Source organism: Anoxybacillus pushchinoensis, assembly GCF_900111795.1.
Lineage (GTDB): Bacteria > Bacillota > Bacilli > Bacillales > Anoxybacillaceae > Anoxybacillus > Anoxybacillus pushchinoensis.
Genome location: NZ_FOJQ01000002.1, coordinates 35678 through 62048 on the forward strand (window position 1 = coordinate 35678; position 26371 = coordinate 62048).

General features: G+C 43.8%; 22 protein-coding genes. 2 read left to right on the forward strand and 20 right to left on the reverse strand.

What is annotated here, in order from left to right; translation table 11 throughout:
• Positions 1-24: 24 nt before the first annotated feature.
• From BM213_RS00965 to BM213_RS01015, 11 genes are all read right to left on the reverse strand, one after another.
• Entirely contained in the window at positions 25-1473 is a 1449-nt protein-coding gene (locus tag BM213_RS00965) for a sigma-54-dependent transcriptional regulator (protein ID WP_091700079.1), read from the reverse strand.
• Positions 1470-3122: a sensor histidine kinase gene (locus tag BM213_RS00970; protein ID WP_064214554.1), complete on the reverse strand. Its 1653-nt coding sequence runs from the start codon at positions 3120-3122 to the stop codon at positions 1470-1472. Before BM213_RS00970 ends, BM213_RS00965 begins: the two co-directional genes overlap by 4 nt.
• Positions 3123-3127: 5 nt before the next feature.
• Positions 3128-4276 carry an iron-containing alcohol dehydrogenase gene (locus BM213_RS00975; protein ID WP_091700080.1) on the reverse strand — a complete coding sequence of 383 codons (1149 nt, stop codon included), beginning with the start codon at positions 4274-4276 and terminating at the stop codon, positions 3128-3130.
• Between the two features lie 152 nt (positions 4277-4428).
• Positions 4429-5049 (reverse strand): thymidine kinase, encoded by a 621-nt coding sequence (locus tag BM213_RS00980; protein WP_091700081.1) that lies wholly within the window; start codon positions 5047-5049, stop codon positions 4429-4431.
• An 84-nt stretch (positions 5050-5133) separates the two neighbouring features.
• Positions 5134-5334 (reverse strand): 50S ribosomal protein L31, encoded by a 201-nt coding sequence (gene rpmE / locus BM213_RS00985; protein ID WP_003397039.1) that lies wholly within the window; start codon positions 5332-5334, stop codon positions 5134-5136.
• Positions 5335-5444: 110 nt separating this feature from the next.
• A complete protein-coding gene (gene rho / locus BM213_RS00990) occupies positions 5445-6731 on the reverse strand; it encodes a transcription termination factor Rho (protein WP_091700082.1) in 1287 nt (428 codons plus the stop codon).
• 164 nt (positions 6732-6895) lie between these two features.
• Positions 6896-7858 (reverse strand): class II fructose-bisphosphatase, encoded by a 963-nt coding sequence (gene glpX / locus BM213_RS00995; RefSeq protein WP_003397041.1) that lies wholly within the window; start codon positions 7856-7858, stop codon positions 6896-6898.
• 26 nt (positions 7859-7884) lie between these two features.
• Positions 7885-9171, reverse strand: a complete 1287-nt coding sequence (locus BM213_RS01000) for a UDP-N-acetylglucosamine 1-carboxyvinyltransferase (RefSeq protein ID WP_091700083.1) — start codon at positions 9169-9171, stop codon at positions 7885-7887.
• A 54-nt stretch (positions 9172-9225) separates the two neighbouring features.
• Positions 9226-9873 carry a fructose-6-phosphate aldolase gene (gene fsa, locus BM213_RS01005; RefSeq protein WP_041639146.1) on the reverse strand — a complete coding sequence of 216 codons (648 nt, stop codon included), beginning with the start codon at positions 9871-9873 and terminating at the stop codon, positions 9226-9228.
• Positions 9874-9956: 83 nt separating this feature from the next.
• The gene (locus BM213_RS01010) at positions 9957-10817 is read right to left on the reverse strand and encodes a class II fructose-bisphosphate aldolase (RefSeq protein WP_004893063.1); all 861 of its coding nucleotides are present in this window, start codon (positions 10815-10817) and stop codon (positions 9957-9959) included.
• A gap of 203 nt (positions 10818-11020) precedes the next feature.
• Entirely contained in the window at positions 11021-11380 is a 360-nt protein-coding gene (locus tag BM213_RS01015) for a response regulator (protein ID WP_004893064.1), read from the reverse strand.
• A 172-nt stretch (positions 11381-11552) separates the two neighbouring features.
• On the opposite strand from BM213_RS01015, the gene BM213_RS01020 reads away from it, so the two are divergent.
• Positions 11553-12071, forward strand: coding sequence for a DUF2529 domain-containing protein (locus tag BM213_RS01020; protein WP_091700084.1), 519 nt, complete (start codon positions 11553-11555; stop codon positions 12069-12071).
• 27 nt (positions 12072-12098) lie between these two features.
• On the opposite strand, the gene BM213_RS01025 is transcribed toward BM213_RS01020, so the two are convergent.
• From BM213_RS01025 to BM213_RS01065, 9 genes are all read right to left on the reverse strand, one after another.
• Complete coding sequence (locus BM213_RS01025; RefSeq protein ID WP_091700085.1) at positions 12099-13694, reverse strand: CTP synthase; 1596 nt, start codon at positions 13692-13694, stop codon at positions 12099-12101.
• 154 nt (positions 13695-13848) lie between these two features.
• Positions 13849-14403: a DNA-directed RNA polymerase subunit delta gene (gene rpoE, locus BM213_RS01030; protein WP_244149153.1), complete on the reverse strand. Its 555-nt coding sequence runs from the start codon at positions 14401-14403 to the stop codon at positions 13849-13851.
• A gap of 122 nt (positions 14404-14525) precedes the next feature.
• The gene (icmF, locus tag BM213_RS01035; protein ID WP_091700087.1) at positions 14526-17780 is read right to left on the reverse strand and encodes a fused isobutyryl-CoA mutase/GTPase IcmF; all 3255 of its coding nucleotides are present in this window, start codon (positions 17778-17780) and stop codon (positions 14526-14528) included.
• 20 nt (positions 17781-17800) lie between these two features.
• On the reverse strand, positions 17801-18424 hold the full coding sequence (locus tag BM213_RS01040) for a TetR/AcrR family transcriptional regulator (protein ID WP_091700088.1): 624 nt from the start codon (positions 18422-18424) through the stop codon (positions 17801-17803).
• An 11-nt stretch (positions 18425-18435) separates the two neighbouring features.
• Positions 18436-19575 carry an acyl-CoA dehydrogenase gene (locus tag BM213_RS01045; RefSeq protein WP_091700089.1) on the reverse strand — a complete coding sequence of 380 codons (1140 nt, stop codon included), beginning with the start codon at positions 19573-19575 and terminating at the stop codon, positions 18436-18438.
• Positions 19572-20723, reverse strand: a complete 1152-nt coding sequence (locus BM213_RS01050) for an acyl-CoA dehydrogenase (protein WP_091700090.1) — start codon at positions 20721-20723, stop codon at positions 19572-19574. The genes BM213_RS01045 and BM213_RS01050 overlap by 4 nt, the downstream gene beginning before the upstream one ends.
• A 13-nt stretch (positions 20724-20736) precedes the next feature.
• On the reverse strand, positions 20737-21582 hold the full coding sequence (locus BM213_RS01055) for a 3-hydroxybutyryl-CoA dehydrogenase (protein WP_091700091.1): 846 nt from the start codon (positions 21580-21582) through the stop codon (positions 20737-20739).
• A 14-nt stretch (positions 21583-21596) separates the two neighbouring features.
• Positions 21597-22778, reverse strand: a complete 1182-nt coding sequence (locus BM213_RS01060) for an acetyl-CoA C-acetyltransferase (RefSeq protein ID WP_091700092.1) — start codon at positions 22776-22778, stop codon at positions 21597-21599.
• Between the two features lie 165 nt (positions 22779-22943).
• Entirely contained in the window at positions 22944-25082 is a 2139-nt protein-coding gene (locus BM213_RS01065) for a (Fe-S)-binding protein (RefSeq protein WP_091700093.1), read from the reverse strand.
• An 87-nt stretch (positions 25083-25169) separates the two neighbouring features.
• Here BM213_RS01065 and cls point away from each other — a divergent pair, with 87 nt between their 5' ends.
• Positions 25170-26348, forward strand: coding sequence for a cardiolipin synthase (cls, locus tag BM213_RS01070; RefSeq protein ID WP_167357353.1), 1179 nt, complete (start codon positions 25170-25172; stop codon positions 26346-26348).
• Positions 26349-26371: the final 23 nt, after the last annotated feature.

The following is a 26371-nucleotide window of genomic DNA, read 5'->3' on the forward strand; positions in this document are numbered from 1 at the left end:
AGAGGGGATCAGATCAAAAGTGATCTACAACTTTGAATCTGATCCCTTTTCTTTTAGTAAGTACCTTAACTTTCGGACTGTAATATTTAAGCGCTCCGCTGCTTCTTTTCTGTTCCCAATAGTTTCTTTTAGCGTCTTCATAATAAACGAACGACTCATCTCTACCTCCATCTCCCTGACTAAAGAAAGCACATATTCAAGATCCACTTTTTCATTGCTTCTCCACATGGACAAAACGTGGGTTACCCATTGTTGCAAATATACCTCGAAGTCTAATTCCTTTTTCTTGTCTTGCTCATCATCCGCTCGCTTCAAAGGTAGTGAAACCTTTAATTTTTCAGGTAAATATGAAGGAGTAATAACAGCTGTTTCTCCTTCTGCTAATGTTACTGCTCGTTTGACGACATTAAATAACTCTCTTACATTTCCGGGCCAATAATATTGTCTCATACAAGCAATACTATCCTCAGAAAATGTCATAGAAATATTTAACTTTTTCAAAAAGTACTCAACGAGAAGCGGCAAATCTTCCAGACGTTCACGAAGTGGTGGGATAGTCAACTTCACAACATCAAGGCGATAGAGCAAATCTTCCCGAAAGTTTCTTTCCTCCACCGCCTTAGCAAGATTTACATGAGTTGCGGCAATAATACGTGCATTTGTTTTCCGAACTGTTTCACCACCGACTCGCATATATTCCCCCGTCTCTAATACCCTCAACAACTTTACTTGTGTAGCAAGCGAAGCTTCACCGATTTCATCTAAGAACAACGTACCACGGTTAGCAATTTCGAAAATTCCCTTTTTTTCTTTTACTGCTCCCGTAAATGCTCCCTTTTCGTAGCCAAACAGTTCACTTTCCAATAATGTTTCTGAAACCGCACCACAATTAACCCCAACAAAAGGATGATCATATCGCATACTAGCACTATGGATAAAATGAGCAAGAACTTCTTTTCCTGTACCTGTTTCTCCTTCGATAAGTACATTTACATTTTTCTTTGCGATTTTATATGCAAACCTTAATAAATCATTCATCTCTTTATTCGTTCCAACGATAAACCCAAGCGTTTCAGCTAACTTATACATATCATTTTGTGTCGAAGGAACACCGCTATACAACAAACCATCAATTAGTTGTTCCAGTTGATCAATATCGTCAAATGGTTTTTCCACATAGTCACTTGCCCCGTATTTGATTGCTTCCACCGCTGTTTTTACAGTACTATAGCCCGTCATCACCACAACTTTGCAAAAAGGAAGTGAAACCTTCAGTTGCTTTAACAAATCTAGCCCATTTGTATCCGGCAACTTCACATCAATTAATGCCAAATCAAAGTGATGCTGTCTAATAAGTTCGGAAAAGTCTTTTCCACTAAATCCAATCTTTACACTATAGCCTTTTCCCTCCAAAAAATGACTAAAAAATGTACCTACCTCACGCTCATCATCAATGACTAAAATACTTTTCATTCATTTTCCTCCTTCACTGCGCAAGGAATCTTTAAGCAAAATTCACTTCCTCTACCTAGCTTACTAACTACCTCAATGGTCCCACCGTGTGCTTCTGCAATACCTAAGCTGACCGAGAGACCAAGACCTGTCCCCTTCCCCGGTCTCTTAGTTGTAAAAAATGGATTAAAAATTTCTTGTAAATGTTGCTCTGCAATTCCTTTTCCATTGTCCCTAACACATAGAACGACCCATTGTTTCTCGTTCTCGATAAATTGTTTCGTTTCAATCACAATTACCTTTCGATCACTTTCCACTTCTTCCAATGCATCTTTTGCATTGATTAAAAAGTTTAAAATAACTTGTCCAATTTGCTGAATGTTTGCTTCGATCAAACCCAGCGAACTATCTAGTTTTTTTTGAATCCTAATATTCTGTTTTTGAATTTGATCTCCAATTAACCCTAAAACTTGCTCAACAGCTTCATTTATAGAACACAATTCAAATACATATTCATCCTGTCTGGAAAACGTCAATAAGTTTTGAATAATGCTTTTGCACCGTTTCCCACATAAATGGATATCATACAATAATTTATACGAACGGTCATCTTTCTTAATTGATCGTAACAACAATTGTGCATTACCAAGAATTGCAGTTAGTGGATTGTTTAGTTCATGTGCAATGCCAGCTGCCATCTCTCCAATAGCAGCAAGTTTCCCAGACTGAATAAGTTGCGCTTCAATTTGTAATTTTTCAGTAATATCATTGATGTAAATAATAATCGCATACATTTTTTGTTGTTCGTTCCATACAGGATAAGAATGAAACTCACAAACACGTTGCTGGATATAAAATTGACGATGGACAGGTTTTTTGGTTTCTATCGTTTCAACAATCGGACTTTCCTTAAAATTTATCGATAGTAACTCACAAATATTTATGTTATATAGATTCATCGAAAAAAAAGCTTTAGCTGCATCATTATATTTCAAAATATTTCCTTCTAAATCAACAACGAATATCATTTCGGAGACTGCCCGAAACGTTTCCTCCCATTCTTTTTTACTTGTCAGCACTTCATTGTAAAGGCGAACATTTTCAATACAGACTGCCAATTGATCACCAAACTGTTGAAAAAAAGAGAGATCAGATTCGTCGTACATAATCACCTCCTCACTACCAATACTTAGCAAACCAATAACTTGCGCCTTTCTCATAAGCGGGATAAGTAGTATGCTACGAATTCCTAGTGCTTGGTATATCTTATTTTCAAAAAATGCTTTCTCTTCTTGTACTTGATAGAACATTTTCTCAAGTGATTGCATTACTTTCCAGTAAAGAGAATGCTCTTTTGGCACCACAAATCCAACTGGAAAATATAAATCTTGTTCTGGATATACGTTCGTTAATATAAGTTGCTCTTGTTCATATAGCAACAAGCTAATTCGCCCTATAGGGAAAATCTCTTTTAGTTTGTCAAACGTATTTTTCAGCATATCATCGATCGACATGTCGATATTAAAGCTCTTTGTAATATCATTGATGATTTCTAACTGCATATTCTTCTTTTTTAACTCATTTACCATTTTTTTTAATTCGGTATAGTAGCTCTTCTTTGAAGATTGTACCCCTGTTAATAAGTTGATGATTTGTTGCCTATCTCTCATCGCCTTTACCATGCCTTTCTAAATAGTTCCTCAATGTCTTCTATAGTTACATCTCGTGGATTTGTAATCATGCACGTATCGTGAAAAGCGGAAACACTCATCCTTTTTAACTGATCTTTCTCAACACCTATATCCGCTAGCCTTTGTGGCGTACCAATATCCATAGTCAGCTGTTTCACGTGCTCAATTGCTTTGTTTCCAGCCTCCATATTCGACATTCCCCGAATATCAACACCTAGAAAAAGAGCAATATCTGCAAATTTCTTTGGATTTGCTAACAAGTTGTATTCCATCACATGTGGTAACAAAATCGAATTCACTGCTCCGTGAAGGAGATTATATTTTCCTCCTACCGCGTGCGACATTGCATGAACCGCTCCTAAAATTGCATTAGAAAAAGCTAGACCAGCCTGTAAGCATGCCATTGCCATGTTTATTTTAGCCTCTATGTTCATTTTTGAAGCTACCGAAGGCCGCAAATATTCAGCAACAAGTGAAATAGCATTTTTAGCATGTACATCCGTCAAAGGTGTTGCTGCCAGACTAACATAAGCTTCAATACCATGGGTTAACACATCTAGACCTGTTGAGGCAGTTAAATGCGGACTTTTAGTCGACAATGTTTCAGGATCAATGATCGCAATATCAGGAATAAGTGAACGGGAAATGATCGTCATCTTTTTCTCTGCCTCTGTGTCAACAATTACAGAAAATTGAGAAACCTCAGAGCCTGATCCTGCTGTTGTAGGCACCATTACCTGCGGCGGAAGAGGATAACGAATTTTGTCAACCCCTTCATAATCATGAATCCGCCCACCGTTAGTAACAAGAATGGCGATTGCTTTTGCTACATCAATGGAACTTCCACCGCCAACCCCGATAACCGCATCACATTCGTTTTCGAGGTATATACGACACCCCTTCTCCACCTCTTTATCTTTTGGATTAATGGTTATGTCGTGAAATGTTGTATAGCTTAACCCCGCTTGCCGACAACTTCTTACAACTACATCTAGCCAACCAGCCTCCATAACTCCTGGGTCACTAACGATAAAGACATTCGTTGCCCCAAGTCGCACACAACTTTCCCCTACCTGTTGAATGGAAGCGTTACCAAAAATAACTTCAGGCATGACGAATTTATGGATATTCATACATATTCGCTCCTTAACAACAAATTTAAATTAATTGTATAACTTTTTTAAATTTTTTGTCTATTGTATCGTTTTAAAAAGTGCCCTCATTTTTTACGAGAGCACCTTTTGTCGTAATTGGATATCTTTCTATATTCCCATGCAATGAACTATTATTTCATCTTGCTGTTCATCTGGAATTGTTGGGTTTTTATCGGATGATCGGGCACTTCATGATGATGGCGGCAACGTGGCTCGTACGATTCGCTCGCACCGATTAAAATGACAGGATCATAATAAGATGCAGGACGTCCGTCAATGAGCCGCTGCGTGCGCGATGCTGGGGAACCGCAGACAGTACAAACAGCTTGTAGCTTTGTCACCGATTCAGCGATGGACATTAACGTTGGAACGGGACCGAACGGCTCACCGCGAAAGTCTTGATCCAATCCAGCTACAATGACGCGATATCCTTCATCAGCAAGCTGTTGCACGACGTCAATGACATGTTCATCAAAAAATTGCACTTCATCAATTGCCACAACGTCCGTATGCGCAGTAATGTGCTTGCGAATGTCTAATGCACATGACACCGGAATAGCAATAACAGACGTTCCGTTATGGGAAACGACTGCTTCTTCGCTATATCGATTATCAATCGCTGGCTTAAACACTTTCACTTCTTGCTTCGCAAACTGCGCGCGGCGTACGCGGCGAATAAGCTCCTCTGATTTTCCGGAAAACATGCTGCCGCAAATGACTTCGAGCCAGCCGGATTGCTTCATAACATACATGAGGGCGTCCCCTTTCTTTCAAGCTTTCACGAAAAAAACAGGCAAGTGAAAAATGTTCGCTTGCCTGTTTTCATGACATACGGATTACTTAAGGCCGTATTTTTTGTTAAATTTATCAACACGTCCTGCAGCAGAAGCGAATTTTTGACGTCCTGTGTAGAATGGATGGCACGCTGAGCAAATTTCTACGCGCACTTCGTCTTTAACAGAACCGCTCTCAAACTCGTTTCCACACGCACATTTAACCATCACTTTTTTATAGTTTGGATGGATTCCTGCTTTCATCTCATTTCATCTCCTTCCGCCCTGAATCTTTTCGAAACAGAGTTTATATGCAATGAAAAACACACATGATAAAATTATAACAACCGTCCCGATGTTTTGCAACTATCCATTTATAACCGTTTTAAATTTCCATTTGCTTTCCACTCTTCATCTAACATCGCAAAAAACTCTTCATTCGTTTTCGTTTGCTTTAGTCGGTGAATAAAACGCTCAATAAAGTCTGGCGTATCCGACATCGTCTTGCGAATCGCCCACAATTTTTCTAAATGTTCCTCCGGAATTAATAACTCTTCTTTTCGCGTGCCAGAACGACGAATGTCGATGGCAGGGAAAATACGTTTTTCCGCTAGTGATCGGTCGAGATGAAGCTCCATGTTTCCTGTTCCTTTAAATTCCTCGTAAATGACGTCATCCATGCGCGAACCTGTGTCGACAAGAGCGGTAGCTAAAATCGTTAAACTGCCCCCTTCTTCAATGTTGCGCGCCGCCCCGAAAAACCGCTTCGGACGGTGGAATGCCGCCGGGTCAATTCCTCCCGAAAGCGTGCGTCCGCTTGGAGGAATGACTAAGTTGTATGCGCGCGCTAAACGGGTAATACTGTCCATTAAAATGACAACGTCACGTTTATGTTCAACAAGACGCATCGCACGTTCAAGCACAAGTTCCGCCACTTTAATATGATTTTCTGGCACTTCATCAAACGTTGAGCTCACGACATCAGCCGATACGGAACGTTCAATGTCCGTCACTTCCTCTGGGCGTTCATCAATGAGCAAGACAATCAGTTCAACATCAGGGTGATTCGTTGTGATGCTGTTGGCGATTTCTTTTAACAACATCGTTTTTCCTGCTTTTGGCGGTGCGACAATTAAGCCGCGCTGACCGAATCCGATCGGAGCAATCAAGTCGATGAGGCGGGTAGATAGCTTGTCTGGCGTCGTTTCCAGCTTCATTTGACGGCTTGGGTAAAGCGGTGTGAGCGCTGGGAAATGGACGCGTTCTTTCGCGATTTCTGGGTCTTCACCGTTTACAGCCTCGACGTGCAATAAGCCGAAATATCGTTCGTTTTCTTTTGGCGGCCGCACTTTTCCTGAAACTTTATCACCGTTGCGCAAGTCAAAACGACGAATTTGCGATGCGGAAATATAAATATCTTCCGAACTCGGGGAATAGTTAATCGGACGCAAAAAGCCGAATCCTTCTGATTGAATAATTTCAAGCACGCCTTCCATGAAAAAGAGGCCGTCTTGCTCGGCGCGCGCTTTTAAAATCGCAAAAATTAATTCTTTTTTTGTTAGTTTGCTGTAATATGAAATTTTGTATTGGCGAGCTAACTCATATAGCTCTTTAATTGTCATATTTTCTAGTGTTGCAATCGTTAAATCTCCTAGCTCCATACTTACACCACTCTTTTATTTATTTTGCTGAATTTCTCTTTGGATGGAAACAACGAAGATGAAAAGACGATGAGAAGGGACGTAACACGACTATTTTACCCTTTTTTCATATTGTCAATCAATAGAAAAAGAGCGAGAGCGCAAAAAGTTCGCGCATCTCGCGATCACTTCATAACAAGGTTCGGCTTTTTCTTCAAGCTATGGCGTCCTTCAATGAAACGAACGGTTCCTGACTTCGCCCGCATGACAATTGAATGCGTCTCTCCGTACGCCCCTTTAAATTGAACGCCGCGAAGCAACTCCCCGTCAGTAACGCCCGTTGCGGCAAAAATAGCGTCATCTCCTTTGACAAGGTCCTCCATGCGCAACACACGGTTTATATCTAAGCCCATGCTCTTGCATCGTTCTACTTCAGCATCGTTTTGCGGCAACAGTTTTCCTTGTATTTCTCCACCGAGACATTTGAGCGCAACAGCGGCTAATACCCCTTCTGGTGCACCGCCTGAACCAAACAAAATGTCTACCCCTGTATGATCGAACGCTGTATTGATCGCCGCCGCAACGTCGCCGTCATTAATAAGCTTAATGCGCGCCCCCGCTTCGCGCAACTCGGCAATGATGCGCTCATGGCGCGGACGGTTCAAAACGATCGCTACAACGTCTTCCACATCTTTATTTTTTGCTTTGGCGACAGCTTTTAAATTATCGATAATGGGAGCATTAATGTCAATCATGCCGACCGCTTCCGGACCAACAGCAATTTTATCCATGTACATATCTGGCGCATGAAGCAAGTTACCATGATCCGCCACAGCGACGACCGCTAACGCATTCCAGCCACCAGAGGCGACAATGTTTGTTCCCTCAAGCGGGTCGACTGCGACATCGACGCGCGGACCGTAACCGTTGCCAAGCTTTTCCCCAATGTATAACATCGGTGCTTCATCCATTTCCCCCTCGCCGATGACAACCGTTCCTTTCATCGGGACTGTATCGAATACATCACGCATCGCAGACGTGGCCGCCTCATCCGCTTCATCTTTTTTGCCGCGCCCCATCCAGCGCGCTGCAGCTAGTGCTGCGGCTTCTGTTACACGGACAAGCTCCATCGATAAACTTCTTTCCATCGTTTCTCCCTCTCCCCTTTGTTGCATTATGTGTTCTTTAGTTGTTCGATTTCTTGCTCGGTCATTTGTTCGCGCCAAATCGTCGCTCCAAGATTGGCCAGTTTGTCAACTAAGTTGCTATAGCCGCGATCAATATGCTCCAACCCTGTAATTTCTGTAATCCCTTCGGCCATTAATCCCGCGACCACAAGTGCAGCTCCTGCACGCAAATCGGTCGCACGCACTTTCGCTCCTTGCAGTCGGGATGGACCTGTAATGATCGCTGAACGCCCTTCGACTTTTACGTTCGCATTCATGCGCCGCAACTCATCGATATGTTTAAATCGGGCGCTATAAATTGTATCTGTCACAATGCTCGTCCCAGACGCTTTCGTTAATAGTGAAGTGAATGGCTGTTGTAAATCGGTCGGAAAACCGGGGTAAACGAGCGTTTTAATATCGACAGCACGAAGATGTTCTTTCGTCGCAACAAAAATTTGGTCATCGCTCGTTTCGACAACAACGCCCATTTCACGCATTTTTGCAATGACAGCCTCTAAATGTTGCGGAATGACGTTGTCAATAATCATTTCTTTCCCCATAGCCGCACCGATAATCATATACGTTCCTGCTTCAATGCGATCCGGAATAATGGAATGGCGGCAACCGTGCAACTGTTCCACGCCGTCAATACGAATGACGTCTGTTCCTGCCCCTTTAATGCGCGCACCCATGTTTGTCAATAGTGTCGCAACGTCAATAATTTCTGGCTCTTTTGCCGCATTTTCAATAATCGTTCTCCCTTTCGCCAAGACGGCAGCTAACATAATGTTAATTGTCGCCCCAACGCTAACGACGTCCAAATAAATGCGCGCCCCGCGAAGCTCTTCCGCTCGTAAATAAATGGCACCTTGTTCGTTTGTCACTTTCGCCCCAAGCGCTTCAAAGCCCTTGATGTGTTGGTCAATTGGACGCGGCCCTAAATGGCAACCACCGGGAAGACCGATGACCGCTTTTTTAAACCGTCCAAGCATCGCACCCATCAAGTAATAGGAAGCACGTAATTTTTTTACTTTTCCGTTCGGCAAAGGCATAGAAACGATATGTGACGGATCGATGACGACTTCGTTTTCATCGAAATGAAAAGCACCGCCAATTTCTTCGATTAATTGTCCGAGCACATGAACGTCTGAAATGTTCGGCAATCCTTCAATGACTACAGGTGAGTTGGCTAAAATAGCGGCTGGAATGAGAGCGACGGCGCTATTTTTCGCCCCGCTAATGCGCACGGAACCTTGAAGGAGGTCACCGCCAACGATTTTTAACTTTTCCATATACGTCTCCCTTCTCGCAAAGCAAGTCATAAAATGCGACGGAAAACTGCTTTATTATTTTTGATTTGCTTTGTTCCAGTCTGCTAAAAACTTTTCGATGCCTTGATCTGTCAGTGGATGCTTAAACAGTTGCATCAACACGTTGTAAGGAACTGTCGCGATGTGCGCTCCTTTTAATGCCGCTTCGGTCACATGTTGTGGATGACGAATGGACGCAGCGATAATCTCTGTGTCGATGTCGTGAATCGCAAAAATGTTCGCGATCGTTTCAATTAAATCCAAGCCGTTATGCCCGATATCATCGAGGCGTCCTAAAAATGGAGAGACGTACGTTGCACCAGCACGCGCCGCTAACAATGCTTGATTTGCACTAAAGATGAGCGTGACGTTCGTTTTAATTCCTTTTTCACTAAACACTTTTACTGCTTTTAGTCCCTCTGGTGTCATTGGCACTTTAATTGTAATGTTTGGCGCGATTTTCGCTAACTCTTCTCCTTCTGCAATCATTCCTTCTGCATCTGTTGCAATCACCTCAGCGCTAACGGAGCCAGAAACGAGAGAAGTAATTTCACGAAGACGATCGTGGAACGATACGTTTTCTTTGGCAACAAGGCTCGGATTGGTCGTTACTCCCGCTAAAATGCCAAGTTCATGGGCGTGGCGAATTTCATCAATGTTCGCTGTATCAATAAAAAATTTCACAATTTTCAACCTCCTAAACGCTTTCAAAATGGAATGAAACAAAACCGCCCGCTTCAGCAAACGCTGAAACGGTGCGGCTTGTATTACAATGCTTTGCCGGAAGAACCGAATTCGCGCATTTTGCCAATGACTGTTTCTTTAATCGCATCGCGGCCAGGGCCAAGAATTTTGCGCGGATCGTACACTTTTTCGTCTTTCGCTAACACTTCGCGCACCACTTTTGTAAACGCCATTTGGTTTTCTGTATTGACGTTAATTTTTGATGTACCGAGCGAAATAGCGCGTTGAATTTGTTCTGTCGGGATACCTGTTCCACCATGTAATACGAGCGGTACACCTGTACGATCACGAATTTCTTCCATCTCTTTAAATCCTAGTTTTGGCTCTCCTTTATATGGACCATGTACAGAACCGAGCGCTGGTGCTAGACAGTCGATGCCTGTACGCTTCACAAGCTCCTCGCACTCATCTGGATTTGCATAAATGATTCCTTCTGCAACGACGTCATCTTCTTGTCCGCCGACTGTTCCGAGCTCAGCTTCAACAGAGACGCCGCGCGCATGAGCGTACTCCACCACTTTTGATGTAATTTCAACGTTTTCTTCAAACGGATGATGTGATGCGTCGATCATAACAGATGTAAATCCAGCGTCGATCGCTGCTTTACATTTTTCAAAGCTAGAACCGTGGTCAAGGTGAATCGCAACAGGAACAGTAATGTTCATGTCTTCCATTAATCCTTTGACCATGTTTACAACCGTTTTAAAGCCGCCCATATAGCGAGCTGCTCCTTCAGACACACCAAGAATGACAGGAGACTTCTCTTCCTCGGCTGCCGCTAAAATCGCTTGTGTCCATTCTAAGTTGTTAATGTTGAATTGACCGACCGCATACTTGCCTGCCAATGCTTGTTTAAGCATTTCCGTCATTGAAACTAAAGGCATCGTTAAATCCTCCTTAAATTAGCCATTGTTCACTATCCGAAAGCGCCTTTCACATGTACAATGACCAAAATACGACAATTTTATACAAGACGACCTCGAATAGTATGTACATTATAAGAATAACAAACTTTGTTTCCACACATCAACATTATTCACCGAAACGAACGAAACTTTGTGAAAAAAGTTCAAAAAGCTGTCAATGGTTAACGAATATATTTTTTCACTGCATCACGCATATCATCTATGTCAAAAGGTTTCGCAAAATGTGTCAGCGCACCGAGCTTTTTCGTTTCATGAATCATATCTAGTTCGCCGTAGGCTGTCATCACGATGACTTTGACGTTTTCATTCATCTCTTTCATCTTCTTTAAAATTTCAACCCCATCCATGCCCGGGATTTTCATATCTAACAACACTAAGTCGGGGGAATGTTTCGCAAACAAATCAAGCGCCTGAACACCATTAGCTGCCTGATACGTTTCGTACCCTTCTTTTTGAAATACTTCGTTTAATAAAATACGAATGCCAAATTGGTCGTCCACAATTAAAACCTTCCCCGCCATATCAACACCTCTATTTTCTCTATTTTCGTATGTAAAGCTCCTATCTTTATTATCGTATCATTATTTCGAATTTTTTACCATTTATCCTGCTTCATGTTCGGATTTTGATCATTTTTTTATTTTTTAATATAATGAACACCATAGACAACGTCGCATGGGAAGGGGATTCACCATGTTAAAAATATTATCGACACAGCTTGCTGGGGTGTTTCAACGAATAAGCGCGCAAGAAGAAGAGCAGTTTGAAGATGCTGCCCGCTTACTTGCACAGGCAATCATTAGTAGCGGAACGATTTTTATTTACGGCATCGATGAAATGGAAGCAGTTGTTGCGGAGGCGCTTTATGGAGCTGAAAAGCTACCAAACGTAAAACGGCTAGATATAAACGAAGTAACAACCGCTGATCGCGTGCTTATCGTTTCATGCTTTTGTACAAATGAAGAAGCAATTCGCATCGCTAAACAACTTCAAGAACAAAACATATGGACAATCGGTATGTCATCCATCATAGAAGAAACGACACAAACACTTGTTGATTACGTCGATGTGCATATTGATTTATGTTTAAAACAGCCGCTCGTTCCAACAGAAGATGGTACACGCGTTGGCTTTCCTTCTGCGATTGCCGCTTTATTCGCTTATCATAGTTTAGCGCTCATGACGCAAGAAATTGTCGCAGAATACGAGTAAGAGGATGCCCATATCGGACATCCTCCTTTATTTTTGCAACGATGCGCGAATAAATTCGCGGAAAAGAGGTTGTGGACGTGTCGGGCGAGATGTAAATTCCGGATGGAATTGCGCCGCAACAAACCACGGATGATCTTTTAACTCAATAATTTCTACAAGACGGCCATCTGGGCTTGTACCTGAAAACATAAAGCCGTTCTCTTCCATCATCGTACGATATTCGTTATTAAATTCATAACGATGACGATGGCGCTCATAAATGACTTCATCTTGATACGCATCATACGCTTTCGTTCCTTCTACAAGCTTGCACGGATATAAGCCGAGGCGAAGCGTTCCACCTAAATCTTCAATGTCTTTTTGTTCCGGCAATAAATCGATAATCGGATGCGGCGTATTCGGATCAATTTCTGCCGAGTGAGCGCCTTTCAGACCGACGACATGGCGGGCAAACTCAACGGATGCTAGCTGCATACCTAAACAAATGCCAAAGAACGGAATGCGCTGTTCGCGAGCGTAGCGAATCGCTTCAATTTTTCCTTCGATGCCGCGATCGCCAAATCCACCTGGAACGAGAATACCGTTTACTCCTTGCAGCAATTGCGCCACGTTGTCCCGATCAACATGTTCGGAGTTAATCCAACGAATATCGACATCCGTATCAAACGCATATCCCGCATGACGTAACGCTTCCACGACAGAGATGTAAGCATCTTGAAGCTCGACGTATTTTCCGACAAGGGCAATCGTTGTTTTGTTTGATAAGTTGCGCACTTTTTCAACAAGCGCAACCCATTCTGTCATATCCGCTTCGTTGCAGTTTAGTTTTAAATGTTCGCAAACGATTTGGTCTAACTTTTGTTCTTGAAGCATAAGCGGGACAGCGTATAACGTGTCAGCGTCACGCGCTTCAATGACCGCTTTCGGATCGATGTCGCAAAATAGGGCGATTTTATCTTTCATATCTTGGGACATCGGCATTTCTGTGCGCACGACGATGACGTTTGGTTGAATGCCTAGGCTGCGCAATTCTTTGACGCTATGTTGCGTCGGTTTCGTCTTCATCTCACCTGCCGCCTTAATATATGGGACAAGCGTGCAATGAATGTACATCACGTTTTCGCGGCCAACGTCGCTTTTTATTTGACGAATCGCTTCTAAAAACGGAAGAGATTCAATGTCACCAACTGTTCCTCCGATTTCTGTAATAACGACGTCTGCATTCGTTTCGCGACCTGCGCGAAAGACGCGCTCTTTAATTTCATTTGTAATGTGCGGAATGACTTGTACCGTACCGCCTAAATAATCACCGCGACGTTCTTTTTTCAATACAATGGAGTAAATTTTTCCCGTCGTTACGTTGCTGTATTTGTTCAAGTTAATGTCGATAAAGCGCTCGTAATGTCCTAAATCTAAGTCTGTTTCTGCGCCATCATCTGTGACGAATACTTCTCCGTGTTGATACGGACTCATCGTTCCTGGGTCAACGTTAATGTACGGATCAAATTTTTGAATCGTCACTTTTAAGCCGCGATTTTTTAGTAAGCGACCAAGTGAAGCAGCCGTAATTCCTTTCCCAAGCGATGATACAACGCCACCTGTTACAAAAATATATTTTGTCATGACCTTCCCCCTCGATTCATTTGGAATAGTTACAGTGTGTGCGAATTCGGGGAAAAATAAAAACGCTCCTCTTACAAATATGTAAGGGAGCGAACGTATCTCTATGAAAAGAGCCCAAACAGAATTCTACATATATCGATGTAAAAAGTCAAGGTTATAATTCCTCATCTTCTTCTAACTCAAGCTCTTCATCGACAACATCTAATTCTTCGTCAATCGGAGCATCGTCTAAATCTAGCTCTTCATCTAATAAGTCGTCAATCACTTCTTCGTCTTCATCTAATTCAAAATCGTCGTCTAACAATTCTTCGTCGTCCAATAATTCCTCATCTAAATCGTCATATACTAATTCGTCCTCATCGACCATGTCATCAAAGTCATCAAAGTCATCGGCCACTTTTTTCTTCTTGTTCTTCTTGACGCGTTCCACAGGTACCGCTTCGTCTTCTGTTTGATCGTATGGATACCATGCGCGCAAGCCCCAAGCTGTTTCTCCGATACAAATAAACCGTCCATCAACATTTAAATCTGTATAAAACTGCGCCAAGCGCGGGCGCACTTCACTTTCGGATAACCCTTTTATCGCGACGAGCTGTTCGACCATCTCTTGAAATGATACCGTCTGCTTTCTCTCACACAATAGCAAATACGCAAGTTCGACGAAAGACATCTCTCGCAATTGTTCTTGAGAGTATTGCTCCAAACTCACTTTCCGCACTCCCTTTCTCAAACGTATGAAAACAACAAAAATCCATACCATTCATTATAAACAAATTCATTTACTTTATGCTAGAGCGTTTCCCAAAAAAAATGTCGGGACATTCCCCGACATTACATATTGCGGCGATATTGTCCACCGACTTCGTACAACGCCTTCGTAATTTGTCCTAAGCTTGCTACTTTTACCGTCTCCATCAGTTCAGCGAAAATGTTTCCGCCGCTTACTGCCACATGTTTTAAACGAGCGAGCGCCGCTTCCACTTCGTCTTTATGTTCTTCATGGAATTTGCGTAAGTTTTCAAGTTGTAATTGCTTTTCTTCGTATGATGCGCGTGCAAGCTGTAGGCTTTCAATTTCTTCTTCGACAGCAGCATTCGGGTTTAAATATGTGTTTACCCCGATGATCGGCAGTTCTCCGCTATGTTTTTTCATTTCATAATACATCGATTCATCTTGGATTTTACCGCGCTGATATTGCATCTCCATCGCTCCGAGCACGCCGCCACGCTCATCGAGGCGTTCAAACTCTTTTAGCACCGCCTCCTCAACTAAGTCGGTTAACTCCTCAATAATGAATGAACCTTGCAGTGGGTTTTCATTTTTCGTCAACCCGTGCTCTTTTGTAATAATGAGCTGAATGGCCATCGCGCGACGAACAGACTCTTCAGTCGGCGTTGTGATCGCTTCATCATAGGCGTTCGTATGAAGCGAGTTGCAATTGTCATGAAGCGCCATAAGCGCTTGTAACGTCGTGCGAATGTCGTTAAAGTCGATTTCTTGGGCATGTAGTGAACGACCCGACGTTTGTACGTGATATTTCAATTTTTGGCTCCGTTCATTTGCTCCGTATTTTTCGCGCATCGCAACCGCCCAAATGCGCCGTGCGACCCGGCCGATTACGGTATATTCCGGATCGAGACCGTTGCTGAAGAAAAATGATAAGTTTGGTGCAAAATCATCAATATGCATCCCCCGGCTTAAATAGTATTCCACGTACGTAAAGCCGTTGGCGAGCGTAAATGCCAATTGCGTAATCGGGTTCGCTCCCGCCTCGGCAATATGATAGCCTGAGATCGAAACAGAATAGTAGTTGCGCGCGCGGTTGTCAATGAAATATTGTTGAATGTCCCCCATCATGCGCAAAGCGAATTCCGTCGAGAAAATACACGTATTTTGCCCTTGGTCTTCTTTTAAAATATCGGCTTGCACCGTTCCGCGCACCGTTTGCAGCGTCCATGCTTTCACTTGCTCGTATTCTTCTTTTGTCAGCTTTCGCCCAAGCTCCGCTTCTTTCCTTTCGACTTGTTGATCGATCGCTGTGTTCATAAACATCGCTAAAATGATCGGCGCCGGACCGTTAATCGTCATCGATACGGACGTGAGCGGATCGCACAAATCAAAACCTTTATATAGCTTTTTCATATCATCTAACGTACAAACGCTTACACCACTCTCACCAATTTTTCCAAAAATGTCCGGGCGTTCGTTTGGATCCTCGCCATATAGCGTTACAGAATCAAACGCTGTGCTCAACCGTTTTGCACGATCATCTTTACATAAGTAATGGAAACGTCGGTTCGTCCGCTCTGGCGTCCCTTCCCCTGCAAATTGCCGCTTCGGATCTTCCCCTTGCCGTTTAAACGGAAATACGCCTGCTGTAAACGGAAACGCGCCCGGAACGTTTTCTTTATAAATCCATCGTAAAATTTCTCCGTAATCTTTAAACTTCGGCAACGCCACTTTCGGAATATATAACCCTGCTAAACTTTTTGTCGTTAGTGGGATGACGATCTCTTTATCCCGCACTTTCGTCACAAACTCCTTTGCGGCATATTTCTTTTTCACGTCTTCCCATGATGCTAATAGCTTTCTTGACTCCGGCGTTAACTTTTCCTCATATGTCCGCTTCGCCTCTTGTAAAGCTAACAACGCTTGTTCATCATGGCGCTCGTTCATCGCTTCGATGGCACCTTCAAGCTGGAATATGCGGCGGGCAATCTCACATTGTTCATTGACACGTTTATGATATTGTCTAATCGTATCGGCAATTTCACGCAAATAATGGCGACGCTCGTTCGGGATAATGACGTTTTGTTTTTCGACATGATCGACTTTTTGTAACGTCGTTGTCCAATTCGTGCCCATTCGTTCGTTAATTAAATCAATTAATGCGACAAACAACGTATTCGTTCCTGGATCGTTAAATTGGCTAGCGATCGTACCGAACACCGGCATGTCGCTCACATCGCGATCAAACAATTGATGGCTGCGCTGATATTGCTTTTGCACTTGACGCTTTGCATCTTCTGACCCTTTGCGCTCAAATTTATTAATGACGATGAGATCGGCATAGTCGATCATATCGATTTTTTCAAGTTGCGATGGTGCGCCAAATTCACTCGTCATAACATACATCGCAATGTCGCAAATATCTTTAATCGCCGCATCACCTTGCCCGATCCCGCTCGTCTCGACAATGACTAAATCAAAGCCTGCTGCCTTGACGACTTCAATTGCATCTTGAATGGCGAGCGATAATTCCGAACGGGAACTGCGCGTCGCTAAACTGCGCATATATACGCGCGGCGAAGAAATCGCATTCATACGAATGCGGTCGCCAAGCAACGCACCGCCCGTTTTTTGCTTCGTCGGGTCAACCGATAAAATCGCCACTTTTTTCTCGGGAATTTCGTTTAAAAAACGACGCACAAGCTCATCAGTAAGCGAGCTTTTCCCAGCACCACCCGTTCCCGTAATACCGACTACCGGAACGCGTTTTGCCATCGCCTTCACTCGTTGTAAAGCAGCTTCTGTCGTAGCGGCTGCTTCACTATGATCGTTTACGCGATTTTCACACACGGTGATGAGTCGCGCCACCGCTTGAACATCCCCGCTTGCTAGTCGCTCGACTTCATCAGTAATTTCCCTTACGGTCGGAAAATCACATTGCTCCATCATGATATTAATCATTCCTTGCAATCCGTAACGCCGACCATCTTCTGGCGAGAAAATACGTGCGATCCCATATTCGTGCAATTCTTTTATTTCCCTTGGAATAATAACGCCACCACCACCGCCGTAAATGCGAATATGTGAAGCGCCGCGCTGTTGCAATAAGTCGTACATATATTTAAAAAACTCCATATGACCGCCTTGATATGAAGAAACTGCAATTCCTTGTACATCTTCTTGAATGGCAGCGTTCACAATTTCTTCGACGGAGCGGTTATGGCCGAGGTGAATGACCTCTGCTCCGCTCGCTTGTAAAATGCGGCGCATAATGTTAATTGCCGCATCGTGCCCATCAAACAAACTAGATGCTGTTACGAAGCGAACGTGATGTTTTGGACGATATATGTGCGCCATCTTTCTCCCATCCCCTTTCGCTACCGCTTTATAATGCCGTCAAGCAATAGCTTCGTTTGCAATTCAATATATTCATCGAGCGTATACATTTTTTTTAATGCCCAACGACGGAACCCCCACATTTGACCGAGAACGAAAATGTTATGTGCAAATAATTGAATTTCCTGCTCTGTCAATGAAAATACCCCATTGTCGACACAGCGTCGCAAAATGTGTTCAAACATCGCAACCATTTGCAATTCTTTATTAAGCACGTACGGAAGCGATTCTTTGCCGAGCGCTTTCGCTTCTTGATACATAACGAGCACTTCATCTTGCAGCTCATCAACAACGCGAAAATAGTAGCCAATCGCTAGCTTTAAACTATCTAAATCCCCTTTTGTCGTATCGATTGCCTGCTCCATACGATCGCGCACTTCATCGTAAATCCGATCGCACACTAAATAAAGGACATCCTCTTTTTTGCGAATATATTCGTATAACGTTCCGATGCTAAAGCCGGAAGCGCGGGCAATTTCGCGCGTCGTCGTTTGATGAAACCCCTTTTGCTTAAATAGCGAAATCGCCCCTTTTATCATTTGATTGCGCCTTTTTTTCACAAGCCGCTCGTCTTTAACGGACGCTGGTACCTCACGCTTTTTCATCTCATCCCACCTTATTTCGTTAACATTCTTGAAATGACGAGACGTTGAATTTCTTGCGTTCCTTCATAAATTTGCGTAATTTTTGCATCGCGCATAAACCGTTCGACTGGATAGTCTTTCGTATAACCGTAACCGCCGAAAATTTGTACCGCTTCGACCGTAACTTTCATCGCCGTATCACCCGCGAACAATTTCGCCATTGCCGATTCTTTTCCGTACGGCAAGCCGTTTGATTCAAGCCATGCTGCTTGATATGTTAGTAAGCGCGCCGCTTCAATGGCAGTTGCCATATCCGCTAATTTAAAGGCAATGCCTTGTTGTTCTGCAATTGGCTTGCCGAATTGAACGCGCCCTTTTGCGTATTCGACCGCTGCATCTAACGCGCCTTGCGCGATGCCAACCGCCTGCGCTGCGATACCATTTCGACCGCCATCAAGCGTCATCATAGCGATTTTAAATCCTTCTCCTTCTTCACCGAGCAAATTTTCTTTCGGAATGCGGCAGTCTTCAAAAATGAGCTCCGTCGTTGGTGATGAACGAATGCCGAGCTTTTTCTCTTTTTTTCCGATCGAAAATCCAGGCGTTCCTTTTTCAACAATAAATGCGCTTATGCCGCGATGTTTTTTCTCTGGATCTGTCACCGCAAAAACGATATAAATTTCCGCTTCTCCACCGTTTGTAATCCATACTTTCGAACCGTTTAATACGTAATGGTCGCCATCGCGCACGGCACGCGTTTTCATCGATGACACGTCAGAACCAGCCCCCGGTTCAGACAACCCGTATGCTCCGAGCTTTTCTCCCGTCGCTAACGCCCGTAAATACGTTTGTTTTTGCTGCTCCGTCCCAAATTTATAAATTGGCCAACTCGCTAACGAAATGTGAGCAGAAAGCGTTACTCCTGTTGATGCGCACACTTTTGACAGTTCCTCAACAGCAATCACGTATGCTAAATAGTCGCTTCCGATGCCGCCGTATTCCTCTGGCCACGGGATGCCTGTTAAGCCGAGCTCCGCCATTTTATTAAAAATGCTGCGATCAAATCGCTCTTCTTCGTCGCGTTCGGCCGCTGTCGGCGCGACTTCATTTTTCGCAAAATCGCGCACCATTTTTCGAATCATTTCATGCTCTTCACTTAACTGAAAATTCATTTCTCCATCCCCCTTAACACATGTTTACTAATGACGAGCCGTTGAATTTCGCTCGTTCCTTCGTAAATTTCACATACTTTCGCGTCGCGGAATAACCGCTCAACCGGATAGTCTTCTGTATAGCCATTTCCTCCGAAAATTTGCACCGCTTCAATCGCGTTTTCCATCGCTGTTTTTGATGCAAACAGCTTCGCCATCGATGCTTCCTTTCCGCACGGCATGCCGTTTGCGCGTAAAAAAGCTGCCCGGTAAACGAGCAATTTAGCAGCTTCGACGTTCGTTGCCATATCTGCTAGTTTAAAAGCAATACCTTGTTGTTCTGCAATTGGCTTGCCAAACTGGATGCGCTCTTTCGCGTAGTTCGTCGCATGTTCAAGCGCAGCTTCGGCAATACCAAGCGATTGGGCTGCGATACCGATGCGACCGCTATCTAAATTAGCCATCGCAATTTTAAAGCCATCACCTTCTTGCCCGAGCAAGTTTTCTGCTGGCACGCGCATATCTTCAAACGATAATTGAACGGTGCGCGACCCGTGAAGCCCCATTTTTTTCTCGTCTTTTCCGATCACAAAGCCAGGGGTATTCTTTTCAACGATAAATGCGCTTACCCCTTTACTTCCTTTTTCTTCGAGATTTGTGCGGGCAAATACGATATACGTATCCGCTTCGCCTCCGTTTGTAATAAATACTTTTGAGCCATTTAATACGTAATGGTCACCGTCGCGAATAGCTGTCGTTTTTAAACTTGCCGCATCGGAACCTGATCCTGGCTCTGTTAAACAAAACGCCCCTAAATATTCGCCCCGAGCGAGCTTTGGCACATATTTTCGCTTCTGCTCTTCCGTTCCGAAGTATAAAATCGGGTTTGTGCCGACGGATGTATGAACGGATAAAATGACCCCGACAGTTGCGCTTACTTTTGAAATTTCATGAATGGCAATAATGTATGACGTGAAGTCCATCCCTGCGCCGCCATATTGCTCAGGCACAGTAATGCCCATTAAACCAAGCTCTGCCATTTTTTCGAGAATGGGGCGCGGAAACTCGCCGCGCTCCATCCGCTCAACGAACGGTGCAATTTCATTTGCCGCAAATTCGCGCACCATTTGACGCATCATTTGTTGTTCTTCTGTAAAATGTACATTCATGCTGTCAACCCCTTTATTCGTACGTGTAAAATCCTCGCCCTGTTTTTCTGCCCAGCCAACCAGCTTTCACATATTTACGTAAAAGCGGACACGGACGGTATTTGTCATCACCAAGTCCATCATGAAGTACTTCCATAATGTATAAGCACGTATCTAAGCCGATAAAGTCCGCTAAAGTGAGCGGTCCCATCGGATGATTCATTCCAAGCTTCATCACTTCGTCAATCGCTTCTTTCGTCGCGACACCTTCGTATAAACAATAAATGGCCTCGTTAATCATCGGCATTAATACGCGGTTAGAAACAAATCCTGGGAAGTCGTTTACTTCAACTGGCACTTTTCCTAACGTTTTTGTCATTTGTTCAATCGCTTCATACACTTCATGAGCTGTTGCGAGACCGCGAATAATTTCGACGAGTTTCATAATCGGTACAGGGTTCATAAAATGCATGCCAATCACTTTTTCTGGTCGTTTCGTAGCTGCAGCGATTTCTGTAATTGGTAGTGAGGACGTATTTGTTGCTAAAATGGCATGCGGAGGTGTGATTTCGTCTAGCTGGGCAAACAGTGCTGTTTTCACATCCATATGTTCAACGACTGCTTCGATGACGACATCGACGTCGCTTCCATCACGCAAATCGGTCGATGTGCGAATGCGGCTCATCGCTTCATCGCGCTGTTGTTCGCTTAGCGCCCCTTTTTCGACGAATTTGTTTATACTTTTTGCGATATTGTTAAGCCCCCATTGTACGCGCTCTTCATTGACATCGTTTAAAATAACGTCATATCCTGCTGTGGCGCACACTTGGGCAATGCCTGATCCCATTTGACCAGCACCAACAACCATTACTTTTTTCATCGTCCCATCCCCCGTTAATGAACTTCAATCATGATCGCATCACCTTGACCGCCACCGCTGCAAATCGCTGCGATGCCAGTGCCGCCTCCGCGACGTTTTAATTCGTGAATAAGCGTAATAATGATGCGCGCCCCACTTGCTCCGATCGGGTGCCCAAGCGCGATCGCGCCGCCATTGACGTTCACTTTTTCTTCCGGCAAGTCGGCAATTTTCATGCTCGCTAAAGCGACGGAAGCAAACGCTTCGTTAATTTCAAATAAGTCGATATCATGTACCGTTTTTCCTGTTTTACGTAACAATTCATTGATGACAATGCCGGGCGTTTTCGGAAAATCTTTCGCTTCAATCGCAATCGCCGCATGTGCAACAATCGTCGCAAGCGGAGTAAGACCTTCTTTTTGCGCCCGTTCTTCGCTCATTAATACGAGCGCGGCAGCCCCGTCATTGACCCCTGGTGCATTGCCTGCGGTAATCGTTCCCGTCGGATCAAAAACTGGTGCAAGTTGCGCTAATTTTTCAAGCGATGTATCTTTTCGTGGCGATTCATCAACCGCTACCGTGATCGGTTCTCCTCTTCGTTGTGGAACGGTAATAGGAACAATTTCTTCTGCCAGTTTGCCGCCTTCCATTGCAGCAATCGCTAATTGATGGCTTCGATACGCCCAGCGGTCTTGCTCTTCGCGCGTAATGCCTAACTCTTTTGCTGTTTCGCTTCCGTAAATCCCCATATGCACGCCTGTAAAGCTGCATGTCAATCCGTCATACACCATCATATCTTTTACCGTCGAATCGCCCATGCGCAATCCCCAGCGCGCTTTCGGCAACATATACGGCGCATTGCTCATCGATTCCATTCCCCCAGCCACGATCACGTCGGCATCACCTGCGCGAATAATTTGATCGCCGAGCGTGACGCTACGCATCCCTGAGGCGCACACTTTGTTGATCGTCTCCGTTTTCGTCTCCCACGGAATGCCTGCCTCTCTTGCGGCTTGTCGCGATGGGAGCTGCCCTTGTCCACCTTGCAATACCGTGCCGAAAATGACTTCATCGACATCTTCTGCACGAACGTTTGCGCGCGCTAACGCCTCCTTGATCGCCTTTCCACCGAGCTGTACTGCGCTAAATGAGCTTAAACTTCCACCAAACTTTCCGAATGGCGTGCGTACCCCGCTAACAATGACCGTTTTCCCCATGTTTCTCCCCCTTTTCGTAATAAGAAAGCCCTTTCAAAAATGTTGAGCGAACGCTCGTTCAATTATGGACGGGCAAAGAAGGCGCACGCAACCGTACACCTTCCTATTGCCTTCATTATACTTAAAATATCTTAAAAATAAAACTATTTATTTTTTTTAGAATTTTTAATGAACCGGACCAAATACAGCTTTTTCTAACAGTTCAGCTACATCATACGTACCTACTTTTTCTTCGACTTCTTTCGCTTTCGTTCCATCCGAAAGCATCGTTAAACAGTACGGACAGCCGGAGCTAATAACTGTCGGATTCACCTCAAGCGCTTGTTCTGTCCGCGCCACGTTAATGCGCGTGCCTGTCGTTTCTTCCATCCACATTAGTCCACCGCCTGCACCACAACACATACCGGTCTCGCGATGACGTGCCATTTCGACGAGTTTTACTCCCGGAATCGCTTTCAATATTTGACGCGGCGCATCGTATACGTCGTTGTATCTACCTAAATAACACGAGTCATGGAATGTAACGACCTCGTTTACTTCATATTTCGGAACGAGACGACCTTCGGCAACGAGCTTCGCTAATAGCTCCGTATGATGATATACTTCCGCTTCAAATCCGAAATCTGGGTATTCATTTTTAAATGTGTTATACGCATGAGGGTCAATCGTCACGATTTTTTTCACACCTGCTTTTTCAAACTCGGCGATATTGGCTGTCGCTAATTCTTGGAATAAAAATTCATTCCCTAAACGGCGTGGCGTATCGCCAGAGTTTTTCTCCTTGTTGCCTAAAATCGCAAATTTCACCCCTGCCTCGTTTAGTAAGCGCGCAAAAGCTAGCGCAATTTTTTGGCTTCGATTATCAAACGATCCCATCGAACCAACCCAAAATAAATATTCGAATTCTTCCCCTGCTTTTTGCATTTCTTTTACTGTCGGAATGCGCACATCTTCACGCAATTCGCGCCAGTTTTCTTTTTCTTTTCGGTTTAGTCCCCACGGATTTCCTTGGCGTTCAATATTCGTCATCGCCCGTTGCGCATCTGGATTTAACTTTCCTTCTGTCAGTACGAGATAGCGACGCAAATCAATAATTTTATCGACGTGTTCATTCATGACCGGACATTGATCTTCACAGTTGCGACACGTCGTACATGCCCAAATTTCTTCCTCGGTAATGACATCGCCAATTAAGTTTGGCAGTTCGATCGTTGCCGCTTGTTCTTGCGTTCCTTGTGCCATGAAAGCGAGCTGGTTCCCTTTCGTATTAGCAAACGCAAACGTTGGTACCCAAGGAGCTTTTGATGTAATCGCTGCCCCTTTCTCTGTTAAATGGTCGCGCAATTTTAAAATGAGGTCCATCGGCGATAACATTTTTCCTGTTCCTGTTGCCGGGCACATGTTTGTACAGCGCCCGCATTCCACACAGGCATATAAATCGATCAGTTGGGTTTGCTTAAAGTCTTCGATTTTACCAACGCCAAACGACTCTTGTGTTTCGTCTTCAAAGTTAATTTTTTCAAGTTTTGGCCGCGTTAATCGACTGAAAAAGACGTTGATCGGCCCAGCGATTAAATGGGCATGTTTCGATTGTGGCACGTACACTAAAAACGTTAATAAAATAAGCAAGTGCACCCACCAAGCGACAAAAAACAATACCGCTGCACCTGTTTCCCCTACCCAACCAAATGCAAGGGCGATGGCCGAAGCGACAGGCTCGCTCCACGACGTCCCTTCGTTATGCCAAATGCGGCTCATGCCGTTACCGAACAACACCGAAAGCATAAGTCCACCGATAAAAATGAGCACAAGCCCTGCTTTCAAATCGCGCTTTAAACGGACAAGCTTTTCAATGTAGCGACGATAAAACGCCCATAACACTGCCACTAAAATAAGCAATGTGACGATTTCTTGGAAAAACGTAAACGCTGGATAAAGCGCCCCAAGCGGCAAGTGCGCCCCCGGTATAAGACCTTTTATAATAAAGTCAATGGCACCAAACTGAACGAGAATAAAGCCGTAAAAAAACATGACGTGAATGATCCCGCTTTTTTTATCTTTTAACAGCTTTTTCTGTCCGAAAACGTTCACCCATATGTTTTGTAGTCGTTCTTTTACCTTTCCATCAAATTCAACTTTTTTTCCTAGCTTAATATACGCAATACGCGTTTTGATGAGATAAACGAACAAATGAACGGCGTACGCTGTCACAAGTAGAAAAGCGATCCAGTTCAACCAAAGCACAATACTCTTCCCCCTTTGTTGTAAAAATAAAATAAATTTTCTGAACAAACTTACTTTCATTATATAATGAATGAGCGTTCAGTCAATATTTTTTCTCATTTTTTATTTTCTTTTTGGAAAGACTACAAGAAAGAAAGGAGTGAAAGCATGCGTTGGCTCGCCATTATCCTCATTTTATTGTTTCTCCTTTTGCTTGATTATAAATGGGGCGAAAAAGTGTCAAAAGCTTCTGTACGAAAAAAAATCGGCGTCGAGCGCGAAAGCAACTTGACGCTATTTACAGCCGGAGAGGAGCTGTTTGATGACTATTTCGCCGAGTTAGAACGAGCGAAACATCATATTCACATTTTATTTTACATCGTACGCAATGATGAAATCGGGCAACGATTTTTTTCTCTACTTGAGCAAAAAGTAAATGAAGGAGTAGAAGTGCGTCTACTTGTTGATTGGGTTGGCAGTTTCGGGCTACCGTCATCCCTCCGACAAAAAAGCGGACAATTTGCCTTTGCAAACCGCCCAACATTGCCGTTTTTTTTCTACAAGTTAAACGAACGAAACCATCGGAAAATAACAGTCATTGATGGGAAAATCGGCTATTTAGGTGGATTTAATATCGGAAAAGAATATATCGGTCAAGATCCGAAGTTCGGCAACTGGCGCGACTATCACTTGAAAATCGTCGGGGAAGGGGTTCACGATTTGCAACGACAGTTTCAAGAAGATTGGAAAAAAGCAACTGGACAATCGTTTGGAAATAGTGAGCGATATTTTCCACCTCTTCAAAAAGGGGCGATGAAACATCGCTTTCTTCCGACAGATGGAAAATATTTAGAGGAAGAATTTATTCAACTCATTAAACAAGCGAAACAAAAAATAATTATTGGCACACCGTACTTTATTCCGAGCAAAAACATCATGACCGCCCTCCTTGAAGCGATGAAGCGCGGCGTCCAACTGACTATTGTCGCACCGACACAAGCTGATCATCCACTCGTCAAAGAAGCCGCATACCCTTATTTTCGTCAGCTTCTTCGTGCCGGAGCTCATATTTACCAGTTTAACAACGGGTTTTACCACGCCAAAGTGATCGTCATTGATGATGATATTTGCGATATCGGCACAGCGAATTTCGATCGCCGCAGTTTGTTCATTAACTATGAAATGAATTGTTATATATATGACAAACCGTTTATTCAACATGTGAAACAAACGATTGAACGAGACATTAGCACATCAACGTTGCTAACGGAACAATATTTTCAGCAGCAACCATGGTTTTATCGCCTAAAAGAAATCGCCGCAACAATGACGGCCCCGTTATTGTAAAAAGCCCTCTCCAGGCGGAGAAG

What these genes read in the sequence shown, in the direction of transcription:
- BM213_RS01050 (WP_091700090.1), bottom strand. Translation starts at nt 20,723, where the DNA reads ATGAATGTACATTTTACAGAAGAACAACAAATGATGCGTCAAATGGTG.
- BM213_RS01065 (WP_091700093.1), bottom strand. Translation starts at nt 25,082, where the DNA reads ATGAAAGTAAGTTTGTTCAGAAAATTTATTTTATTTTTACAACAAAGG.
- rpmE (WP_003397039.1), bottom strand. Translation starts at nt 5,334, where the DNA reads ATGAAAGCAGGAATCCATCCAAACTATAAAAAAGTGATGGTTAAATGT.
- BM213_RS01025 (WP_091700085.1), bottom strand. Translation starts at nt 13,694, where the DNA reads ATGACAAAATATATTTTTGTAACAGGTGGCGTTGTATCATCGCTTGGG.
- BM213_RS01060 (WP_091700092.1), bottom strand. Translation starts at nt 22,778, where the DNA reads ATGGGGAAAACGGTCATTGTTAGCGGGGTACGCACGCCATTCGGAAAG.
- BM213_RS01055 (WP_091700091.1), bottom strand. Translation starts at nt 21,582, where the DNA reads ATGAAAAAAGTAATGGTTGTTGGTGCTGGTCAAATGGGATCAGGCATT.
- BM213_RS00965 (WP_091700079.1), bottom strand. Translation starts at nt 1,473, where the DNA reads ATGAAAAGTATTTTAGTCATTGATGATGAGCGTGAGGTAGGTACATTT.
- BM213_RS01020 (WP_091700084.1), top strand. Translation starts at nt 11,553, where the DNA reads ATGTTAAAAATATTATCGACACAGCTTGCTGGGGTGTTTCAACGAATA.
- BM213_RS00975 (WP_091700080.1), bottom strand. Translation starts at nt 4,276, where the DNA reads ATGAATATCCATAAATTCGTCATGCCTGAAGTTATTTTTGGTAACGCT.
- BM213_RS01000 (WP_091700083.1), bottom strand. Translation starts at nt 9,171, where the DNA reads ATGGAAAAGTTAAAAATCGTTGGCGGTGACCTCCTTCAAGGTTCCGTG.
- BM213_RS01010 (WP_004893063.1), bottom strand. Translation starts at nt 10,817, where the DNA reads ATGCCTTTAGTTTCAATGACGGAAATGCTTAAACAAGCATTGGCAGGC.
- BM213_RS01015 (WP_004893064.1), bottom strand. Translation starts at nt 11,380, where the DNA reads ATGGCGGGGAAGGTTTTAATTGTGGACGACCAATTTGGCATTCGTATT.
- icmF (WP_091700087.1), bottom strand. Translation starts at nt 17,780, where the DNA reads ATGGCGCACATATATCGTCCAAAACATCACGTTCGCTTCGTAACAGCA.
- BM213_RS01045 (WP_091700089.1), bottom strand. Translation starts at nt 19,575, where the DNA reads ATGAATTTTCAGTTAAGTGAAGAGCATGAAATGATTCGAAAAATGGTG.
- glpX (WP_003397041.1), bottom strand. Translation starts at nt 7,858, where the DNA reads ATGGAAAGAAGTTTATCGATGGAGCTTGTCCGTGTAACAGAAGCCGCA.
- rho (WP_091700082.1), bottom strand. Translation starts at nt 6,731, where the DNA reads ATGGAGCTAGGAGATTTAACGATTGCAACACTAGAAAATATGACAATT.
- BM213_RS01040 (WP_091700088.1), bottom strand. Translation starts at nt 18,424, where the DNA reads ATGAAAAAGCGTGAGGTACCAGCGTCCGTTAAAGACGAGCGGCTTGTG.
- BM213_RS00970 (WP_064214554.1), bottom strand. Translation starts at nt 3,122, where the DNA reads ATGAGAGATAGGCAACAAATCATCAACTTATTAACAGGGGTACAATCT.
- BM213_RS00980 (WP_091700081.1), bottom strand. Translation starts at nt 5,049, where the DNA reads ATGTATGTTATGAAGCAATCCGGCTGGCTCGAAGTCATTTGCGGCAGC.
- cls (WP_167357353.1), top strand. Translation starts at nt 25,170, where the DNA reads ATGCGTTGGCTCGCCATTATCCTCATTTTATTGTTTCTCCTTTTGCTT.